A 16,650-nucleotide genomic window follows, 5' to 3' on the forward strand; every position below is an offset into this window, starting at 1 on the left:
TCAGACCGACAGCAGTTCTTTTTCCTTCTCGGCGACAACCTTGTCGACGTCCTTGATGCTGCCGTCGGTGAGCTTCTGGATGTCGTCTTCGCCGCGCTTCTTCTCGTCTTCGCTGATCGCCTTGTCCTTGACCAGCTTGGCGATTTCCTTGTTCGCGTCCTGACGGATGTTGCGCACGGCGATCTTGGCGCCTTCGCCTTCCTTCTGCACCTGCTTGACCAGCTCCTTGCGGCGCTCTTCGGTCGGCGGCGGCATGTTGATGCGGATCGCGGCGCCCAGCGTGTTCGGGGTGAACTCGTGGTTGTACAGCCCCTTCTCGATTTCCTTGATCATGCTCTTGTCGAAGGGCGTGACCAGCAGCGAGTGGGCATCGGCGTTGGAGATCGAGGCGACCTGGTTCAGCGGGGTGCTGGCATTGCCATAGGCATTGACCGTCACGCGGTCCAGCAGGGCGGGAGTGGCACGCCCGGTGCGGATGGAGGTGAGGGTGTGCTTCAGAGCGTCGATGCTCTTGGCCATGCGCGTCTGCGCGTTGTTCTTGATGTCGTTGAGCATCGCCCGGTCCTGGATGTATCTGGAATCGGGCGATTATAGGCGAATACGGGACGCTGCCGGGCCTGGATCGGCCCGGTTGTCGCCTCGCGCTCAGGCTCAGGCCTGATCGCGGCCCTGGACCAGGGTGCCGATGTTCTCGCCATTGAGGATCTTCAGCAGCTCGCCCGGCTGGCCCATGTCGAACACGCGCATCGGCAGGTCGCTGTCACGGGCCAGGGCGAAGGCGGCGGTATCCATCACTTCCAGGCCGCGTCGGATCACTTCGTCGTAACTCAGGCTGTCGAAGCGGACCGCATCGCTGTGCTTGTTCGGGTCCTTGTCGTACACGCCGTCGACCTTGGTGGCCTTCAGCAGCAGGTCGGCGCCGATCTCGATCGCGCGCAGGGCGGCGCCGGAATCGGTGGTGAAGAACGGGCTGCCGACGCCGGCGGCGAAGATCACCAGGCGGCCCTTTTCAAGGTGGCGGATGGCGCGGCGGCGGATGTAGTCCTCGCACACGTCGTTGATCTTGATCGCGCTCATCACGCGGGCCTTGGCGCCCAGCTTCTCCAGGGCGTCCTGCATGGCCAGGGCGTTGATGACCGTGGCCAGCATGCCCATCTGGTCGCCGGTGACCCGGTCCATGCCGCCAGCGGCCAGGCCGGCACCGCGGAAGATGTTGCCGCCGCCGATCACCAGGGCCACTTCGGCACCGGCCTGCTGGGCTTCGATGACCTCGCGGGCCAGGCGGTTGATGATCTTCGGGTCGATGCCGTAGTCCTCATCTCCCATCAGCGCCTCCCCGGACAGTTTCAGAAGGATGCGGCGATAGGCGAGCTTGGACATGGGGACCTCGGGTGCGTGGAAATCGCGGGCGATTCTACGCGCATGCAGCGTCCTGCCAAAGTGTTTTGTGCACTGCGGCGCAAAATTCCGGCGTTTGCCCCGGTCAGCCGGGGCTCCCCGTTCAGCCCAGCTCGGCGCCAGCGGTCGCCGACAGCTCGTCGTGGCCAAGAGCGCCAGGGGAGCGGGCGATCACCCGGTTGCGGCCGAGATTCTTGGAGCGATACAGGACGTCGTCGGCCGCGCGCAGCAGGTCCTGCACGTCGGCGAAGCGCTCGTAGCCGCCCTGGGTGGCCACGCCGGCCGAGAAGGTGACGAACAGCGGGCCGCCTTCCAGCTCGGCCATCGGCGTGGCGACGATGTTGGCCAGCACCCGGCGGATCACGTCCAGTGCCACGGTTTCGCTGGTATTGGGCAGCAGCGCAACGAACTCCTCGCCACCGAAACGGGCCACGGTGTCGCTGTTGCGCAGCTGGCCCTGCAGCTTGCCAGCGAAGGCGCGCAGCACCTCATCGCCGGTCAGGTGGCCATGCGCATCGTTGATCTTCTTGAAATCGTCCAGATCGATGAACGCCACCGACAGCGGCCAGCCCTGGCGGCCGGCACGCAGGAACTCCTGTTCGAGCACCGCTTCCAGCTGGCGACGGTTGAGCACGCCGGTCAGCGCGTCGCGGTGGGCCTGGTCGGCCAGGCGCTTGGCCCGGGCTTCGAATTCGTCGGCGCGGCGGCGCGCCTGGTCGGCATCCTGCAGTTCGCGCAGGTTGCGCAGGGTGGCCAGCTCCTGTGCGTGGTCGATCAGTTCACGCACACGCGAAGGCGAATTCAGCCCGGCCTCGAACAGGCTGGCGATGTCCGGCAGGGCCTCGCTGATGCGCGCGAGCACCTGGTCGAAGCGGGCGCTGTCCAGTTCCAGGTGGTCGTGCACCTGCTGCAGGGCGCGTTCGCGGGCGGTGTCGGCATCCTCGTCCAGCCAGATGTCGGCGACGGCGCCGGACAGCTGCACGCAGGCCTGGAAGGGCGATTCGACCGCGTCCTGGTCCTCGCTGTGGCTGATGCTCTCCACCAGATAGCGCGGCAGGCCCCATTGCTCGGCCACCCAGGCGCCGACGTCGGCATGGCTGCAGCCCAGCTCCTCGCGCTCGCGCGCGACCAGGTCGGTGTTGTCGCGCGCTTCGCGCAGCAGGGGCAGGTAGCGTTCCGACTCGGCCTGGGCCAGGCACAGCACGCCCAGGTCCTGCAGCAGGCCGGCCAGCATCAGTTCCTCCAGGCGGCGCAGGCCGCGCGCCTGCCCCAGCTGGCTGGCGGCCAGGGCGCTGAGGATGCTGCGCTTCCAGGCGCGCTGGCGCAGGTCGTGGCCTTCGCCACTGCCACCGGTCAGGCCCTGGGTGACGGTGAAGCCGAGGGCCAGGCTGATGGTGGCATTCAGGCCGAGCATGGTCAGCGCCTGGCCGAGGTTCTCGATCCGGCGCCGGCTGGCGTACAGGGGGGAATTGGCGATGCGCAGCATGCGAGCGCTCAACGCCATGTCGATGGCGATGATGTCGGCGGCGGTGGCGATGTCCGCTTCCGGGTCCTGGGCCAGTTCGATGATGCGCAGGGCAATACCGGGTGGCGAAGGCAGGTTGCGGCAGAGCGCCAGGGCAGCTGTCAGCTCGGGAGGCATGTCGGGTCGTTCAATTCCATTGGGACAAGAATACCTAGGAATGCATCACAGTCCGCGAATTTTGTTCCTGCTAAGTGACTGCGGTTTCCCTGCGCCGAGTATCGGCTTGATTCGTGCGCAACGCAAAGGCCCCTGGGCGCCGGTGTGTGCCCGGCGTCGGTGTGCGCACCCACAGGTGCAGCGGGCACAAAAAAAAGAGCCGCGGTTTCCCGCGGCTCCTTCTGGTCGCTTCACAGCCGGAGGGCTGGAATCAGACCTGCATCGCCTTGGCGACTTCGGCGGCGTAGTCTTCCACAACCTTCTCGATGCCTTCGCCCACGATCAGCAGCTTGAAGCCCGCCACGTCGGCGCCGGCGGCCTTGACCACCTGCTCGACGGTGGTGTCGCCCAGCACGTAGGTCTGGCCGTACAGGGTCACGTCGCTGACGATCTTGTTGATCTTGCCGCTGATGATCTTTTCCAGGATGTCGGCCGGCTTGGACTTGTCCTTCTCGGACATCTTCGCCAGTTCGATTTCCTTTTCCTTCTCGACGAACTCGGCCGGCACGTCGGCAGCCTTGTTGTGCGGCGGCTTCAGCGCGGCCACGTGCATGGCCAGGCCACGGGCCAGCTCGACATCGCCGCCGACCAGGTCGACCAGCACGCCGACCTTGCCGTTGGTGTGGACGTAGGCGCCGATCGTGTTGTTGCCATCAACCTTCACCATGCGACGGATCTGGATGTTCTCACCCAGGGTCTGCACGGCGGTGGCGCGGGCTTCTTCAACGGTGCGGCCGTCGGCCAGCTTGGCAGCCTTCACGGCTTCGACGTCGTTGGCGCCCGATGCCAGGGCAGCAGCGGCGACGGCGTTGACGAAGGACTTGAAGTTGTCGTCGTTGGCGACGAAGTCGGTTTCCGAGTTGACTTCGACCAGCACGGCCTTGCCGCCATCCTGGGCCAGGCCCAGACGGCCTTCGGCAGCCACGCGGTCAGCCTTCTTGTCGGCCTTGGCAGCGCCGGACTTGCGCATGGCTTCAGCGGCGGCGTTGATGTCGCCGTTGGCTTCGGTGAGCGCCTTCTTGCATTCCATCATGCCGGCGCCGGTGCGCTCGCGCAGTTCCTTGACCAGGGAAGCAGTGATTTCCACGGGATTACCTCACGAAAGAAAGGGGTTGGGCCGGCATGGTGGCCGGCCCGTGTGACACGGTCCTGTCACGCGCCAAGGGCTGCGCGCAGGGAGGGTGGACGCCGGGCGTCCACCCCGGGGCCTGGATCAGGCCTGGGCGTCGTCGCCCTTCTTGGCGGCCTTCTTCGCCGGAGCGCGGCGGGCCGGCTTGTCTTCGCCTTCAGCAGCGGCTTCAGCGAACTCTTCCTCGCGCACCGAGGCGGCGTGCGGAGCAGCAGCCTTGCCTTCCAGCACGGCGTCGGCCGCAGCGCGGGCGTACAGCTGCACAGCGCGGATGGCGTCGTCGTTGCCAGGGATGGCGTAATCAACCAGTTCCGGGTTGTAGTTGGTGTCGACCACGGCGATGACCGGGATGCCCAGCTTCTTGGCTTCCTTGATCGCGATGTCTTCGTGGCCGATGTCGATCACGAAGATGGCGTCCGGCAGGCGGTTCATGTCCTTGATGCCGCCCAGCGAGGCTTCCAGCTTGTCGCGCTCGCGACGCAGGCCCAGCACTTCGTGCTTGACCAGCTTCTCGAAGGTGCCGTCGGTTTCACCGGCTTCCAGTTCCTTCAGGCGGGCAACCGACTGCTTGACGGTACGGAAGTTGGTCAGGGTGCCGCCCAGCCAACGCTGGTTCATGAACGGCATGCCGCAACGCTCGGCTTCTTCCTTGATGGTTTCGCGGGCGCTGCGCTTGGTGCCCAGGAACAGGACGGTGCCGCGCTTCTGGGCCACCGACGAGATGAAGTTCATCGCGTCGTTGAACAGCGGGACGGTCTTTTCCAGGTTGATGATGTGGATCTTGCCGCGGGCGCCGAAGATGTACGGAGCCATCTTCGGGTTCCAGTAGCGGGTCTGGTGGCCGAAGTGGACGCCGGCTTCCAGCATCTGACGCATGGTGACCTGGGGCATTGCAATACTCCTGATATGGAACCAGCGATTCCGCCCGCGGGGATAGGTATGCGGGCGCATGGAAGCGCGATCGGTTCCGGGGTTGGGCTTCCCTGTTGCCTCCGTGGCCGAACTCCTTGCGGAGCACCCCGGCACGGATGGGGGCAGCAGGTGTGGATTCACCGGTGACGTCCGGTGTGGACGGGTTTCCCGCGCACGCAGGCGGCAGGAATCCGGTCGATTATAGCCCGCTCGGTGCGCTCGCTGCAATTGCCGGGCCCGGTGTGGACAGTTCGACCACGCGGCCGTCCTGCAGCCGGGCCTGGAAATGGCCGCCGGCATAGCCGCGGGCATGCGCAGGTAGTGCCCAATGGCGCTCCTGGCCTGCCAGCACATAGCCGGCCAGGCCGGGCAGCAGTACGAGGCGCTGGCCATCGTCGGCAACGAAGGCGAGGTCGTGCAGGCGGGCGTGCAGGGTACCCGTATTGGCCAGTCGCAGGGTAGGGTGCGACGGCTCGGGGCCGACCTCGGACCGCAGCTGCGGCTGCGCCAGTGGCGCGGCATGCCCCCGGAACAGGGGCAGCGAGTAGCGCGGCAGGCCAGGCGCGCTGGGCGCGAGCACGACCCGGTAGGCCCGTTCGCTGGCCACGGGAGACGGCAGGCGCGGCAGTAGCCAGATGCGCTGGCGGGCGCCCGGTGGCAGGTCCAGCTGGACCGGGCTGGCCACGATCTGGTCGCTGGGGCGCAGTCGCTCGGCGTCCGCCTGCTGCTCCCAGGCCAGGATCCTCACCTGGCCCTGCCAGCGACCCGGGCCGGGGTTGTACAGCCACAGCGCGGTATGGCCGCCGTCGGCTGGCAGCTGCAGCGTGGTCGGCAGCAGGTCCAGCGCCGCCGCGGCCGGCGACGCCAGCAGCAGCGCCAGCAGGGTCAGCCGTGTGCGCATCAGTAGATGACGGTCACGGCAGGTGCTGCATCGTCGTCGGCTGCCGGCGGGGCAAGGTCGCGGACCTGGGGGGGCAGCTGCGGTGCATCGCTGCGCTGAGGCGGGGATGGACAGTGGTCGCCGCCGGTGTCACCGCTGCACGCCTCGACCACGGTCAGCCGGATCTGCACGCCACTGCTGCTGGGGTCGGCCCACGCGGGCGTACTGGCGACCAGCATCGCCGCGATCAGAAGTGCGCGAACCACCTGCCATCCCGTGTGTCGAAAGACTCGTTGCGCGGTATCGGCCGGATCGGCCGGATCTGTAGGTGGGGGCCGACCGCGGGTCGGCACGCGCGTCAATAGGTGATCGTCACCTGTACCAGATCGTTGTAGGTGCCGGCAGGGGGCTGGCCGGTGACCGGCGGCACCCGGCCATAGATGGTCAGCTGCTGCGCGCTGCCACTTCCGGTGCCGCCAACGGTATCAACGTTGAGGGTGTTGCCCCAGCGCAGGCTGCGTGCCGCATCGCGGTAAAGCTCATAGGTGAGGTAGTAGGTGCCGGTGCCAAGGGTGGTGGCCATGCGCCGCGTGCTGGTGGCAGCGGGGTTGTTCTGGCCGTTGTTCAGGCTGATCTGGTAGGCGGTGTTCTTCAGGCAGGTCAGGGTCAGCGTGGCGGTCTGGTCGATGTTGGCGGGAATGCCACCGGTGACGCTGCCGAAGTTCATGTTGGTGGTGACGTAGCTGCCGCACTGCGGCAGCACGTTGGCGGTGGCGGTGAAGCTGAACGCGGCGCTGGCGCTGTTGGTGCCGGTGGCGCCGCCATTGCAGTTGGCCGGCACGGTGGCGGTGCCGAGCAGCACTTCGTTCCAGGCCCACGTCAGGACCACGCTGGCACCGCTGAAGGTGCTGCTGTACGCGCCCGAGGCCAGGATCTGATTGGCCGGGATCTGTGCGAACAGCTGTGTGGCCTGCGTGCCGTTGCCGCCGGTCAGGGGCACGTTGTAGGTCAAGGTCAGTTCCTGCGCCGGTGGTGTGCCGCGCGGGGTCAGGCCGGTCACCTGGCTGAAGTTGGAGGTGTTGTAGAGCTGGAAATTCATGCTGTCGCTGGTGCCGGTCTTCATCGTCCGCCAGCTGGCGCTGCTGCCGCCACCGCTGCCGGCACCGATGCCCACGCACACCCGCACCCCGGTGGTGGCCAGCAGGCTCAGCGCGGAGGTGGTGCAGTTCACCGTGATGTTGAGCGTGCCCGTGGTTGCGCCCGGCGCATTGCTGTTGACGTTGCCGAACGGCAGTGTCGGGTCGGCGATGGCCGTGCAGACCGCGATGGCGCGCGCCGGTGCCGCGGGCAGCAGCCCAGCCACCAGCAGCAGGCCAAGCAGCAGCCTCATGGCGCCACCTCCGGGATGCAGTGCAGCGGTGCTGGCTTCGGCCGGGCGCCGGACGCCACCACCCTGGGCAGGTCCGGCACCTTCAGCCGGCACTGGCCGCGGCTGGTGGTGACGTACAGCATGCTGCCGGCAGCCACATCCTCGAGGTAGAGCAGGCCGTCATAGCCAACGGTCGCCTGGCGGCCATCGGGCAGCTGCACTTCGCTGCCGACCTCCAGCGGTTGGCCATCCATGCCCAGCAGGGTCAGGCTCAGCGAGGGCCGCGAACGCAGCTGGAACGTGACACGGGTGCCTGCGCGCTGGCGCGGCGTTACCCAGTCCTCGATGCGGTCGGCGCGCATGTCCTCGGGCAGGTCGAGCGTGTCGATCGAGACCCGGTTGCGCTGCCAGGACAGCAGCGGGCTGACCAGCAGCAGGCCGCGATCATCGGTGACGCCGATCAGGCGGTTCTCCAGTCGTACCGGCACGCCGCCGACGCCGTTGGTGCTGATCACCGCGAACGCATCGGAGACCTCGCGGGTGGCGAAGGCGTGCCCGCCCATCCAGACCAGGCTGCCGCTGGCACTGGCGTAGGCATAGTTCAGGCCGCCCTGGCGCGACGCACCGAACGAGTAGCGGCCGACATCGTTGAGGATGCCGACCTCGGCCAGGCCGCCATTGCCGTCTTCGCCATGACGGACCTGGGCGCGCCAGCCGACACCGCCGGCACTGCCATCGCCCGGCACCGGCTGGGTGACGTCGGCCACCCAGCTCTGGCTGTCGCCATTGCGCTGGCTGGACAGGCTGGCCTGGCGGTTGTTGCCGAGACTGGCGGTCACCGACAGATAGATGCTGCGGTCGTCGCTCTGGTCCAGGTTCTGGTTCACCGACAGGTAGGCCGACCAGCGCTGGCTCCAGGTGCGCGACCAGAACAGGCTGGCGTAGCGGTTGTCCTCGCCATCGGGATAGCGCAGGCGCAGGTAGCTGGCGCTGAGCGTGCCCAGCCGCAGCAGATCCATGCCGACCGTGGCCTGTTCGCTGATGCTCGGCGGCAGGTTGCCCTGCAACGCGCCCAAGTCGCGGTAGTCGCCGTGGCTGCGCACGCTGCGCAGGTTGACGTTGAGGCGGCGGTTGTTCCAGCTGTAGCCCAGCGCCCATTGCCCGCCCTGCAGGCCGTGGTAGTCGCTGTGCGCATAGGCGGCGTTGAACACGCCGGCACTGCCGAGCAGCCACCAGCCGCCGAGGCCGGCCTGGGCCAGGCCAGCGCCGCCTTCGGCATGTGCTTCGCCGGTGAATGTATCGCTGACGCCGCCGCGCCAGCTGGCGCTGGCAACCGTGCGGTCGTCGTAGGCGAACGAGCGCTGGCCGAAGTCTTCGCGCAGATGGCCGACGCCCAGCGACCAGTCCGACAACCCCTTGGCCAGCAGCTGCTGGGTGCCATAGAAGCTGAAATCCAGCGTCTGCATGCGGCCGAACGCATCGGTCACCACCACCTGCGCGCTGCCGGTACCGCTGATGCCGGGTTGTGCGGCCAGCTGGAACGGACCGACCGGCACCTGGCCGCTGTACTGGCGCAGGCCATCGACATACAGCTCGACCGTGGAGGGCACCACCGCCTGGCCGAGGAAACTGGGGGTGGGGGTCAGCACGCGGTAGGGCTGCAGGCCATAGTTGCGGCCGATCTGCAGGCCGCCCAGGCGCACCGGCCGGGTCCAGTCGACGAAGCCGCTGTAGAAGTCGCCAACCTCCAGGGTCATTGCCTGGTCGGGGAAATCCAGGCTCCAGCGCGTATCCAGGCGCACGCTTTCGCCACGCCAGCGGCGGTCGCCGGGCTGCTGGTAGCGACGGCTGATCGCGGTGTTCTCGAACGTGCCGTTGCCGATGCCGAACAGGCGCAGTTCCGAGCTCAGGCTGAAGTTGCCGAGCGTGTCCACCCGGCTGCCATACACGTCGTAGTTGAACAGCACACCGGGCGATGCACTGCCGGCAGGCGCGCGCGCCTGCGGACGGCTGAGCACGGTGGTTGGCAGGGTCAGCTGGTCCAGCGGTACGTCCAGTGCCAGGGTCTGCATGTGCGCGTCATAGCGCACCACCGCGCCGCTGATCTGGTCCAGGTACACCGGCGCGTCGCCGCTGGCATTGAAGCCGAGCTGGCGCAGCACTTCGGGACTGGCCTGCAGGCGACCGCGATTGTCGGTGAATGGCAGCAGGCCACGCGGTGTGCTGTTGAGCGATACGTCCAGGTACAGCGTCTGGCTGGCGGTGAGCGGGGTGGGAGGCGGCAGGATGGCATCGGCGGACACGCCGGATACATCGGCAGCCCCGGTGGCCCCTGCGCCGGACACATCGGCGGCCTCGGTCGCCGCGGGAGCCAGGGCAGCAAGCAGCGCGCCCATCAACGCCTCAGCGAGCCGGTGGTGGCGACAGTGGCGTCTGTTCCGACTCGCCATTGAGCTTGGCCGTGATCTGGTCGTTGTCGCGGTCGATCGCCGTGCGTTCGAGTGGCCAGCGCATCACCTGGCCGGGCAGTACGTAGCCCAGCAGGCCGGGGTGCACGATGCGCGGGCGCTTGGCACTGCCCAGCGCGAGGTCGGCAATCTGCGCGTAGCTGTCGCCGGAATTGGACACCTCCACGCCGTCGCGGCCATCGTCCAGCCGCACCAGCCTGGCCTGCAGCCGTGCGGCCAGCTTGCCCGACGCCGGCTGCACGAACACCGGAATCGAATAGCGCAGCACGAACTGCATGCCATCGGTGCGGGTGGACAGGTCGGGCACCTCGTCCACGATCAGCCGGTAGTACTGCTGGGCCGGCGGCGGCTCACGGGTGGGCCGCATCACCCGCACCAGCTGCTGCTGTCCGGCCGCCAGTTCCTGCATCGGCGGGGTGGCGACCAGTTCATCGGTGGGCAGCAGCTGTTCCTGCCCGTTCTGCTGGACCCAGCGGAACACACGCACCTGCAGCTTCACTGGTGAGGTGCCGCTGTTGGTCAGCCACAGTTCGCCGGCGCGTTGGCGGGCTTCCAGCTGCAGGCTGGTGGGGGCCACCTGCAGGCTGGTGGCGCCTGCCATGGGGGCCGCCAGCAGGCAGAGGGCGAGCAGCGCCACGCCGGTGGCGCGCCACGGGCGGGATCCGGCCATGCGGGCGTGCTCCATCAATACGTGATCGTGGCGGTGACCGTATCCAGGTAGTTACCGGTGGCCGGGTTGTTGGTGCTCAGGTTCAGGATCTGGCCGTAGACGATGTAGGGCACCGCCAGGCCGGTGCCGATGCCGGCCTGGGTGTTGGTGCCGGTGGTGGCCCCCCACACCAGCGTGTGCGCCGCATCCTGGTACAGCTGGTAACCGACATAGTTGTTGGCGGTCACCGCCGCATTGGTGTTCTTCATCCGGCGGGTGGTGACGTCATTGGCGGTGCTGGCGTTGGCGCCCGCATTCAGCGAAATCGTGTACGGGGTCAGCGCCGAGCACTGCGCGGTCACCGTGCCCTGGCCCAGCGTGGGCGTGGTGGTGGTGGAGGCGGCGGTGCCGAAATCCACGTTGGTGGCCGCCGCGGCGGTGATCGTGCACGCCTTGGTGACCACCAGGGTGACGTTGAAGGTGGTGGTGTCGGCGGCCAGCAGCGGGCTGGACATCAGCAGCCCGGCGATGGCCCAGGCCAGCGGGGAACGAAGTGGGGATCGCATGGACAACCTCCCTGACCCGAAGGTCTGTTGAACAAGGCGAAGACGGCACGATCGGTGCCGCTTTGACGACGCTGGCGCCAGCTTAGGCAGCGCAAGTGTCTGTAATCCGTGATAAAAAGGGACCCGAAAGGGCCGAGTCCGTCACGCTTTCACTTTCCTTGCCGGAACCGTGCATGGCCCGGATCGCCAGTTGGGTGGCGTTCGTTCAGATTGCGGCCGGATCAGCGATAATGGGCGCCATGAGCGTGAATCTGAAAACCCCGCAGGAAATCGAGATGATGCGCATCGCCGGCCGCCTGGCCAGTGAAGTGCTCGACATCGTCACCCCCCACGTCAAGCCCGGTGTCACCACCGAGGAACTGGACCGCATCTGCCACGACCATATCGTGAACGTGCAGGGCGCCATTCCGGCCAACGTTGGCTACCGCGGCTTCCCCAAGACCGTGTGCACCTCGGTCAACAACGTCATCTGCCACGGCATCCCCAGTGAAGGGAAGGTGCTCAAGGATGGCGACATCGTCAATATCGATGTCACCGTCATCAAGGACGGCTGGCACGGCGACACCAGCCGCATGTACTTCGTCGGCACGCCGTCGGTGATGGCGCGCCGCCTGGTGGAAACCACCTACGAAGCGATGTGGCGCGGCATTCGCGCGGTGCGTCCGGGCGCCACCCTGGGCGACATCGGCCATGCCATCCAGAGCTATGCCGAAGGCGAGCGTTTCAGCGTGGTGCGCGAGTACTGCGGCCACGGCATCGGCAAGGTCTACCACGACGAGCCGCAGGTGGTGCATTACGGCCGCCCGGGCCAGGGCCTGGTGCTGCAGCCGGGCATGACCTTCACCATCGAGCCGATGATCAACGAGGGCACCCGCTACAACAAGGTGCTGCCGGACGGTTGGACCGTGGTGACCAAGGACCGCAAGCTGTCGGCGCAGTGGGAGCACATGATCGCGGTCACCGAGACCGGCGTGGATGTGCTGACCCTGTCGCCGGGCGAGTCGCAGGTCTCCTGAGGATGCTGCCGGCGAGTTCGCTGCTGGACACGCCGGCCGCGTCGCTCAACGACCCGGACTGGGCTGCTGCCGCGCGCCAGGCGCTGCAGCAGGCCGACGCGCGCCTGTACCGCCGCTTCGACCAGGGCGACAACATCGAACGCCTGCTGGCGCTGCGCGCACGCGCAGCCGACCATCTGATCCGCCTGGCCTGGCAGCGCTGCCTGCCGGCCGACAGTGGCCTGTCATTGTTTGCGGTGGGCGGCTACGGCCGCGGCGAACTGTTCCCGCGTTCGGACATCGACCTGCTGGTGTTCGGCGAGCCGCCGGCACAGCTGGCCCACGAGCCGGCACTGGCGCGCCTGTTCGCACTGCTGTGGGATTGCGGGCTGGCGGTCAGCCATGCCGTGCGGTCGGCGGCGCAATGCCGCGAGGCGGCGGCCGACCAGACCGTACTGACCGCGCTGATCGAGGCGCGCCCGATCCTGGCCGAAGAGGCCACGCGTCGCGCCCTGCGCGAGGCCATTGATGATCGCGAGCTGTGGCCGGCGCGCACTTTCTTCCTGGCCAAGCTGGAAGAACTGCGCAACCGCCACCAGCGCTTCGGTGATACCGCCGACAACCTGGAGCCGGACCTGAAGGATGGCCCCGGCGGCCTGCGCGATCTCAATACGCTGGGCTGGATGGCGCTGCGCGCGTTTGGCGTGCGTGACCTGGAGGCGCTGGTCGGGCTCGGCCACCTGGGCGCCGATGAAGCGGCCGCGCTGAAGCGCGAACGCGCGGTGCTGGCGCGGCTGCGCTTCGGCCTGCACCTGGTGGCGCGCCGCCCGGAAGAGCGCCTGCGCTTTGATTACCAGAAGACCCTGGCCGCGCGCCTGGGCTTCGAAGACGATGCCGAGAATCTCGGTGTCGAAAAGATGATGCAGGGCTTCTATCGCGCCGCACTGGTGGTGCGCCGGATCAGCGACCGCCTGCTGCAGCGCTTCGAGGAACAGTTCGACGGCGAGGCGCAGCCGGAACCGCTGACCGTGGGCTTTTCCCTGCGCCGCGGCTACCTGGCGGCCAACGATGCCGACTGGCCGCGTGGCGATATCGGCCAGGTATTCGCGCTGTTCGCCAGCTGGGCCAACAATCCGCAGGTGCGCGGCCTGCATTCGCTGACCGCGCGCGCGCTGGCCGAAGCGCTGCCCGTGCTGCCGGCCTACGACGTGGCCGACGCCGATGCGCGCGAGCAGTTCCTGGCATTGCTGCGTGGCCAGCGCCCGGTCGACACGCTTTCGCGCATGGCGCGGCTGGGCGTGCTCGGGCAGTGGATTCCAGCGTTTGCCCAGGTCAGTGGGCGCATGCAGTTCGACCTGTTCCATGTCTACACCGTCGACCAGCACACGCTGATGGTCCTGCGCAACATCGGCCTGTTCGCCAGCAGCCGTGCCGACGAGCGATTCTCGATCGCGCACGAAGTGTGGCCACGCCTGCGCAAGCCGGAGCTGCTGCTGCTGGCCGGCCTGTTCCATGACATCGCCAAGGGCCGTGGCGGCGACCATTCGGAGCTGGGTGCGGTGGACGCGCGCGCGTTCTGCCAGGCCCATGCGCTGAGTGGCACCGATACCGAGCTGGTGGCATGGCTGGTCGAACAGCACCTGCGCATGTCGGTGACCGCGCAGAAGCAGGACATCGCCGATCCAGTGGTGATCCATCGCTTCGCGACCCTGGTCGGCAGCCGCGACCGCCTCGACTATCTGTACCTGCTGACCTGTGCCGACATCGCCGGCACCAGCCCGAAGCTGTGGAACGCGTGGAAGGACCGCCTGCTGGCCGATCTCTACTTCGCCACCCGGCGCGCGCTGCGCGAAGGGCTGGAACATCCGGTGCCGGCGGCCGAGCGCGTGGCCGAGGCGCGTGACAGCGTGCGCGCGCTGGTGCGCGAGCGGGGCTACGACGATGCCACCATCGACCGCCAGTTCGCGGTGATGCCCGACGAAGGCTTCATCCGGCTGCGGCCGGAGCAGCTGGCCTGGCAGGCGGCCGCGCTGGTGCCGGTGAAGCAGGGCCAGGCACTGGTGAAGGTGCGCCGGATCAGCGTCGACGACCCGGCACTGGAAGTGTTCGTGCATTCGCCGGACCGCGACGGCCTGTTCGCCGCCATCGTGATGACCCTGGACCGCAAGGGCTATGGCATCCACCGCGCGCGCGTGCTGGATGGCCCTGCCGACACCATCTTCGATACCTTCGAGGTGAACCCGGCCGATACCTTCGCCGATGGCAGCAGCGCCAACCTGGAGGCCGCGCTGCGCGAGGCGCTCAGCGGTGACCTGACCCGGCTGCGGCCTTCGCGCCGGGTGGTGCCACGTCAGCTGCGCCATTTCCGCTTTGCCCCGCGCATCGAGTTCCGCGATGAGCCCGGCGCGACCCGTTTTGCCCTGGTCGCCCCCGACCGTCCCGGCCTGCTGGCCGACGTGGCGTTCGTGCTGCGCAACCAGGGCCTGCGCGTGCATGACGCGCGCATTGCCACATTCGGCGAACGCGCCGAAGACACTTTCGTGATCAGTGACGAACACGACCTCCCCCTGACTGAGCCTGCCCGGCAGCAGCTGCATGACGCGATGCTGGCCTGCCTGGACCCTGATCGAAACGCTGGAGACCCCGCCTGATGGCCACCAAGACCGCCAAGAAAACTGCCGCGACCCCGAAGGCCGCAGCGGCCAAGAAACCTGCCGCCGCGCCGGCCGCGAAGAAGGCCGCTGCGCCGAAGAAGGCCGCTGTGGTGAAGGCCCCGGCGAAGAAGGTGGCTGCACCGAAGAAGGTGCCGGCCAAGAGCGCCGAAGCCGCACGCGCCGAAACCATTGCCCGCAAGTCGCTGCGCAAGCCGGCCGCGCCGGGCGTGGAAGAGCTGAAGTTCGGCATCGAGAGCGCCTTCGAGCGCCGCGCCACGCTGACCCTGCATGAGCTGGAAGGCTCGACCAAGCCACTGGTGAACCGGGTGATCGACGGCCTGGAAAGCGGCGAGTTCCGGGTTGCCGAACCGGACGGCCACGGCGGCTGGAAGGTCAACGAGTGGCTGAAGAAGGCCGTGCTTCTGTACTTCCGCGTCAACGACATGGCGGTGGTCGATGCGCGCCCGGCGCCGTTCTGGGACAAGGTCGAATCGCGTTTCGCCGGTTATGACGAAGCGAAGTTCCGCCGTGGCGGCGTGCGCGTGGTGCCGGGTGCGATCGCCCGCCGCGGCACGTACTTCGGCAAGGACGTGGTGCTGATGCCGAGCTTCACCAACATCGGTGCCTACGTCGGCGAAGGCACCATGGTCGACACCTGGGCCACCGTCGGTTCCTGCGCGCAGATCGGCCAGCACTGCCACCTGTCCGGCGGCGCCGGCATCGGCGGCGTGCTGGAACCGCTGCAGGCCAGCCCGACCATCATCGAAGACCACTGCTTCATCGGTGCGCGTTCGGAAGTGGTGGAAGGCGTGGTGGTCGGCCACCACAGCGTGATCGGCATGGGCGTGTTCCTCAGCCAGAGCACGCGCATCTACAACCGCGCTACCGGCGAGATCAGCTACGGCTACATCCCGCCGTACAGCGTGGTGGTGTCCGGTTCGCTGCCGAGCAAGGACGGTACCCATTCGCTGTATTGCGCAGTGATCGTCAAGCAGGTCGATGCGAAGACCCGCAGCAAGACCAGCGTCAACGACCTGCTGCGCGGCCTGGCCGACTGAAGGTGACGGCGCCGGAAGACCTGGCGCAGTCCGCGATCTACCGGCATCCGTCCGACACCCTGTTCGGGCGGATGCTGCCTCGCCTGCTGCACGCCCCGCGCTGGACCCGGCTGCGGCGTGCGCTGTCGCGGCGCTGGCCGATGCCGGCGCTGGTCAGCGACGTGCGCGACGTGGTGTATGTGAGCTGGTGGGTCGATGTGCGCCATGCACCGCCACCGCCGCCGGGCCATCACTACGAGGTGCATGAAGGGCGTACGCCGTACACCATCCTCAGCTACCGCCATGGCCATTTCGGGCCCGGCATGGGCGGACCGCTGCGCGCGCTGATGCCCTCGCCACGCCAGAGCAACTGGCGCTGGTACCTGCGCCGGGACGACGATCCGGACGGGACGCCGGTGGTGCTGTTCGACCGCAACGTGATGGACCAGCTGGCCTTCGTGGCCGGTGCGCGCGCGTTCAGCGATGCGATGCAGCCCCATCTGTCCACGCATTTCGAACACCAGATACGCGCCGATGGCGGCGGGCAGACCTGGATCGAAGGCGGGCAGGGCAGTGCCCCGGCGCTGCATCTGCGGTGGCGCGCCGCCGAAGGCTGGAACCCTTCGGCATGGGCCGGGTTCTGCGATGACCAGGACGCGCGGCTGCGATTCCTGACCTGCCAGGACGAGGCCATCGCACGGACCTGCGATGGGCGCTGGGCCAGCACCCGCATCGATCTGCCGGTGGATATCACCCAGCTGCAACCGCTGCAGCTGGAGGGCGGAGCGCACTGTCCGCGCTTGCAGGCGATGGGCGTGAACCTGGCCGAGGGGCTGGCGCTGCGGCTGCCGGCGGTGCCGTTCCGGGTCGTGTCCGAGCGCCTGTTGTGAGATTCTGGCCCTCTGTTTTCCA

General features: G+C 67.9%; 15 protein-coding genes. 4 read left to right on the top strand and 11 right to left on the bottom strand.

The genetic code is table 11. The features are described from left to right. From frr to AC5P7U_RS08575, 11 genes are all read right to left on the bottom strand, one after another. Nucleotides 1-555, bottom strand: coding sequence for a ribosome recycling factor (frr, locus tag AC5P7U_RS08525; RefSeq protein WP_008265041.1), 555 nt, complete (start codon nucleotides 553-555; stop codon nucleotides 1-3). Nucleotides 556-651: 96 nt separating this feature from the next. Next, nucleotides 652-1,380 carry a UMP kinase gene (gene pyrH / locus AC5P7U_RS08530; protein WP_006427124.1) on the bottom strand — a complete coding sequence of 243 codons (729 nt, stop codon included), beginning with the start codon at nucleotides 1,378-1,380 and terminating at the stop codon, nucleotides 652-654. A 121-nt stretch (nucleotides 1,381-1,501) separates the two neighbouring features. Next, entirely contained in the window at nucleotides 1,502-3,040 is a 1,539-nt protein-coding gene (locus tag AC5P7U_RS08535; protein WP_008265479.1) for a sensor domain-containing diguanylate cyclase, read from the bottom strand. A 250-nt stretch (nucleotides 3,041-3,290) separates the two neighbouring features. Beyond that, nucleotides 3,291-4,166 (bottom strand): translation elongation factor Ts, encoded by an 876-nt coding sequence (tsf, locus tag AC5P7U_RS08540; protein WP_006427160.1) that lies wholly within the window; start codon nucleotides 4,164-4,166, stop codon nucleotides 3,291-3,293. Between the two features lie 126 nt (nucleotides 4,167-4,292). Further along, on the bottom strand, nucleotides 4,293-5,099 hold the full coding sequence (rpsB, locus tag AC5P7U_RS08545) for a 30S ribosomal protein S2 (RefSeq protein WP_006427162.1): 807 nt from the start codon (nucleotides 5,097-5,099) through the stop codon (nucleotides 4,293-4,295). 220 nt (nucleotides 5,100-5,319) lie between these two features. Further along, nucleotides 5,320-6,021 carry a molecular chaperone gene (locus AC5P7U_RS08550; RefSeq protein WP_197563081.1) on the bottom strand — a complete coding sequence of 234 codons (702 nt, stop codon included), beginning with the start codon at nucleotides 6,019-6,021 and terminating at the stop codon, nucleotides 5,320-5,322. After that, nucleotides 6,021-6,266, bottom strand: coding sequence for a hypothetical protein (locus AC5P7U_RS08555; RefSeq protein WP_414715700.1), 246 nt, complete (start codon nucleotides 6,264-6,266; stop codon nucleotides 6,021-6,023). The genes AC5P7U_RS08550 and AC5P7U_RS08555 overlap by 1 nt, the downstream gene beginning before the upstream one ends. Before the next feature lie 92 nt (nucleotides 6,267-6,358). After that, nucleotides 6,359-7,390 carry a Csu type fimbrial protein gene (locus tag AC5P7U_RS08560; RefSeq protein WP_495220997.1) on the bottom strand — a complete coding sequence of 344 codons (1,032 nt, stop codon included), beginning with the start codon at nucleotides 7,388-7,390 and terminating at the stop codon, nucleotides 6,359-6,361. Continuing rightward, nucleotides 7,387-9,765: a fimbria/pilus outer membrane usher protein gene (locus AC5P7U_RS08565; protein WP_197563077.1), complete on the bottom strand. Its 2,379-nt coding sequence runs from the start codon at nucleotides 9,763-9,765 to the stop codon at nucleotides 7,387-7,389. The genes AC5P7U_RS08560 and AC5P7U_RS08565 overlap by 4 nt, the downstream gene beginning before the upstream one ends. A 7-nt stretch (nucleotides 9,766-9,772) precedes the next feature. After that, the gene (locus tag AC5P7U_RS08570) at nucleotides 9,773-10,522 is read right to left on the bottom strand and encodes a fimbrial biogenesis chaperone (protein ID WP_180878265.1); all 750 of its coding nucleotides are present in this window, start codon (nucleotides 10,520-10,522) and stop codon (nucleotides 9,773-9,775) included. Beyond that, entirely contained in the window at nucleotides 10,522-11,052 is a 531-nt protein-coding gene (locus tag AC5P7U_RS08575) for a Csu type fimbrial protein (RefSeq protein ID WP_006427378.1), read from the bottom strand. The genes AC5P7U_RS08570 and AC5P7U_RS08575 overlap by 1 nt, the downstream gene beginning before the upstream one ends. A 230-nt stretch (nucleotides 11,053-11,282) precedes the next feature. Between AC5P7U_RS08575 and map the strand changes: the two genes are divergently transcribed. Genes map through AC5P7U_RS08595 form a run of 4 tightly spaced genes read left to right on the top strand, consistent with a single transcriptional unit; the run spans nucleotide 11,283 to nucleotide 16,628 of the window. Continuing rightward, nucleotides 11,283-12,068 (top strand): type I methionyl aminopeptidase, encoded by a 786-nt coding sequence (gene map / locus AC5P7U_RS08580; RefSeq protein ID WP_006427380.1) that lies wholly within the window; start codon nucleotides 11,283-11,285, stop codon nucleotides 12,066-12,068. Nucleotides 12,069-12,088: 20 nt separating this feature from the next. Then, nucleotides 12,089-14,698 (top strand): [protein-PII] uridylyltransferase, encoded by a 2,610-nt coding sequence (locus AC5P7U_RS08585; RefSeq protein WP_481458200.1) that lies wholly within the window; start codon nucleotides 12,089-12,091, stop codon nucleotides 14,696-14,698. Further along, a complete protein-coding gene (dapD, locus tag AC5P7U_RS08590; RefSeq protein WP_197563075.1) occupies nucleotides 14,698-15,759 on the top strand; it encodes a 2,3,4,5-tetrahydropyridine-2,6-dicarboxylate N-succinyltransferase in 1,062 nt (353 codons plus the stop codon). Before AC5P7U_RS08585 ends, dapD begins: the two co-directional genes overlap by 1 nt. Before the next feature lie 2 nt (nucleotides 15,760-15,761). Further along, entirely contained in the window at nucleotides 15,762-16,628 is an 867-nt protein-coding gene (locus AC5P7U_RS08595) for a hypothetical protein (protein WP_197563073.1), read from the top strand. Nucleotides 16,629-16,650 lie beyond the last annotated feature (22 nt).

This window comes from Stenotrophomonas sp. YJH_SMC_57 (assembly GCF_059369755.1).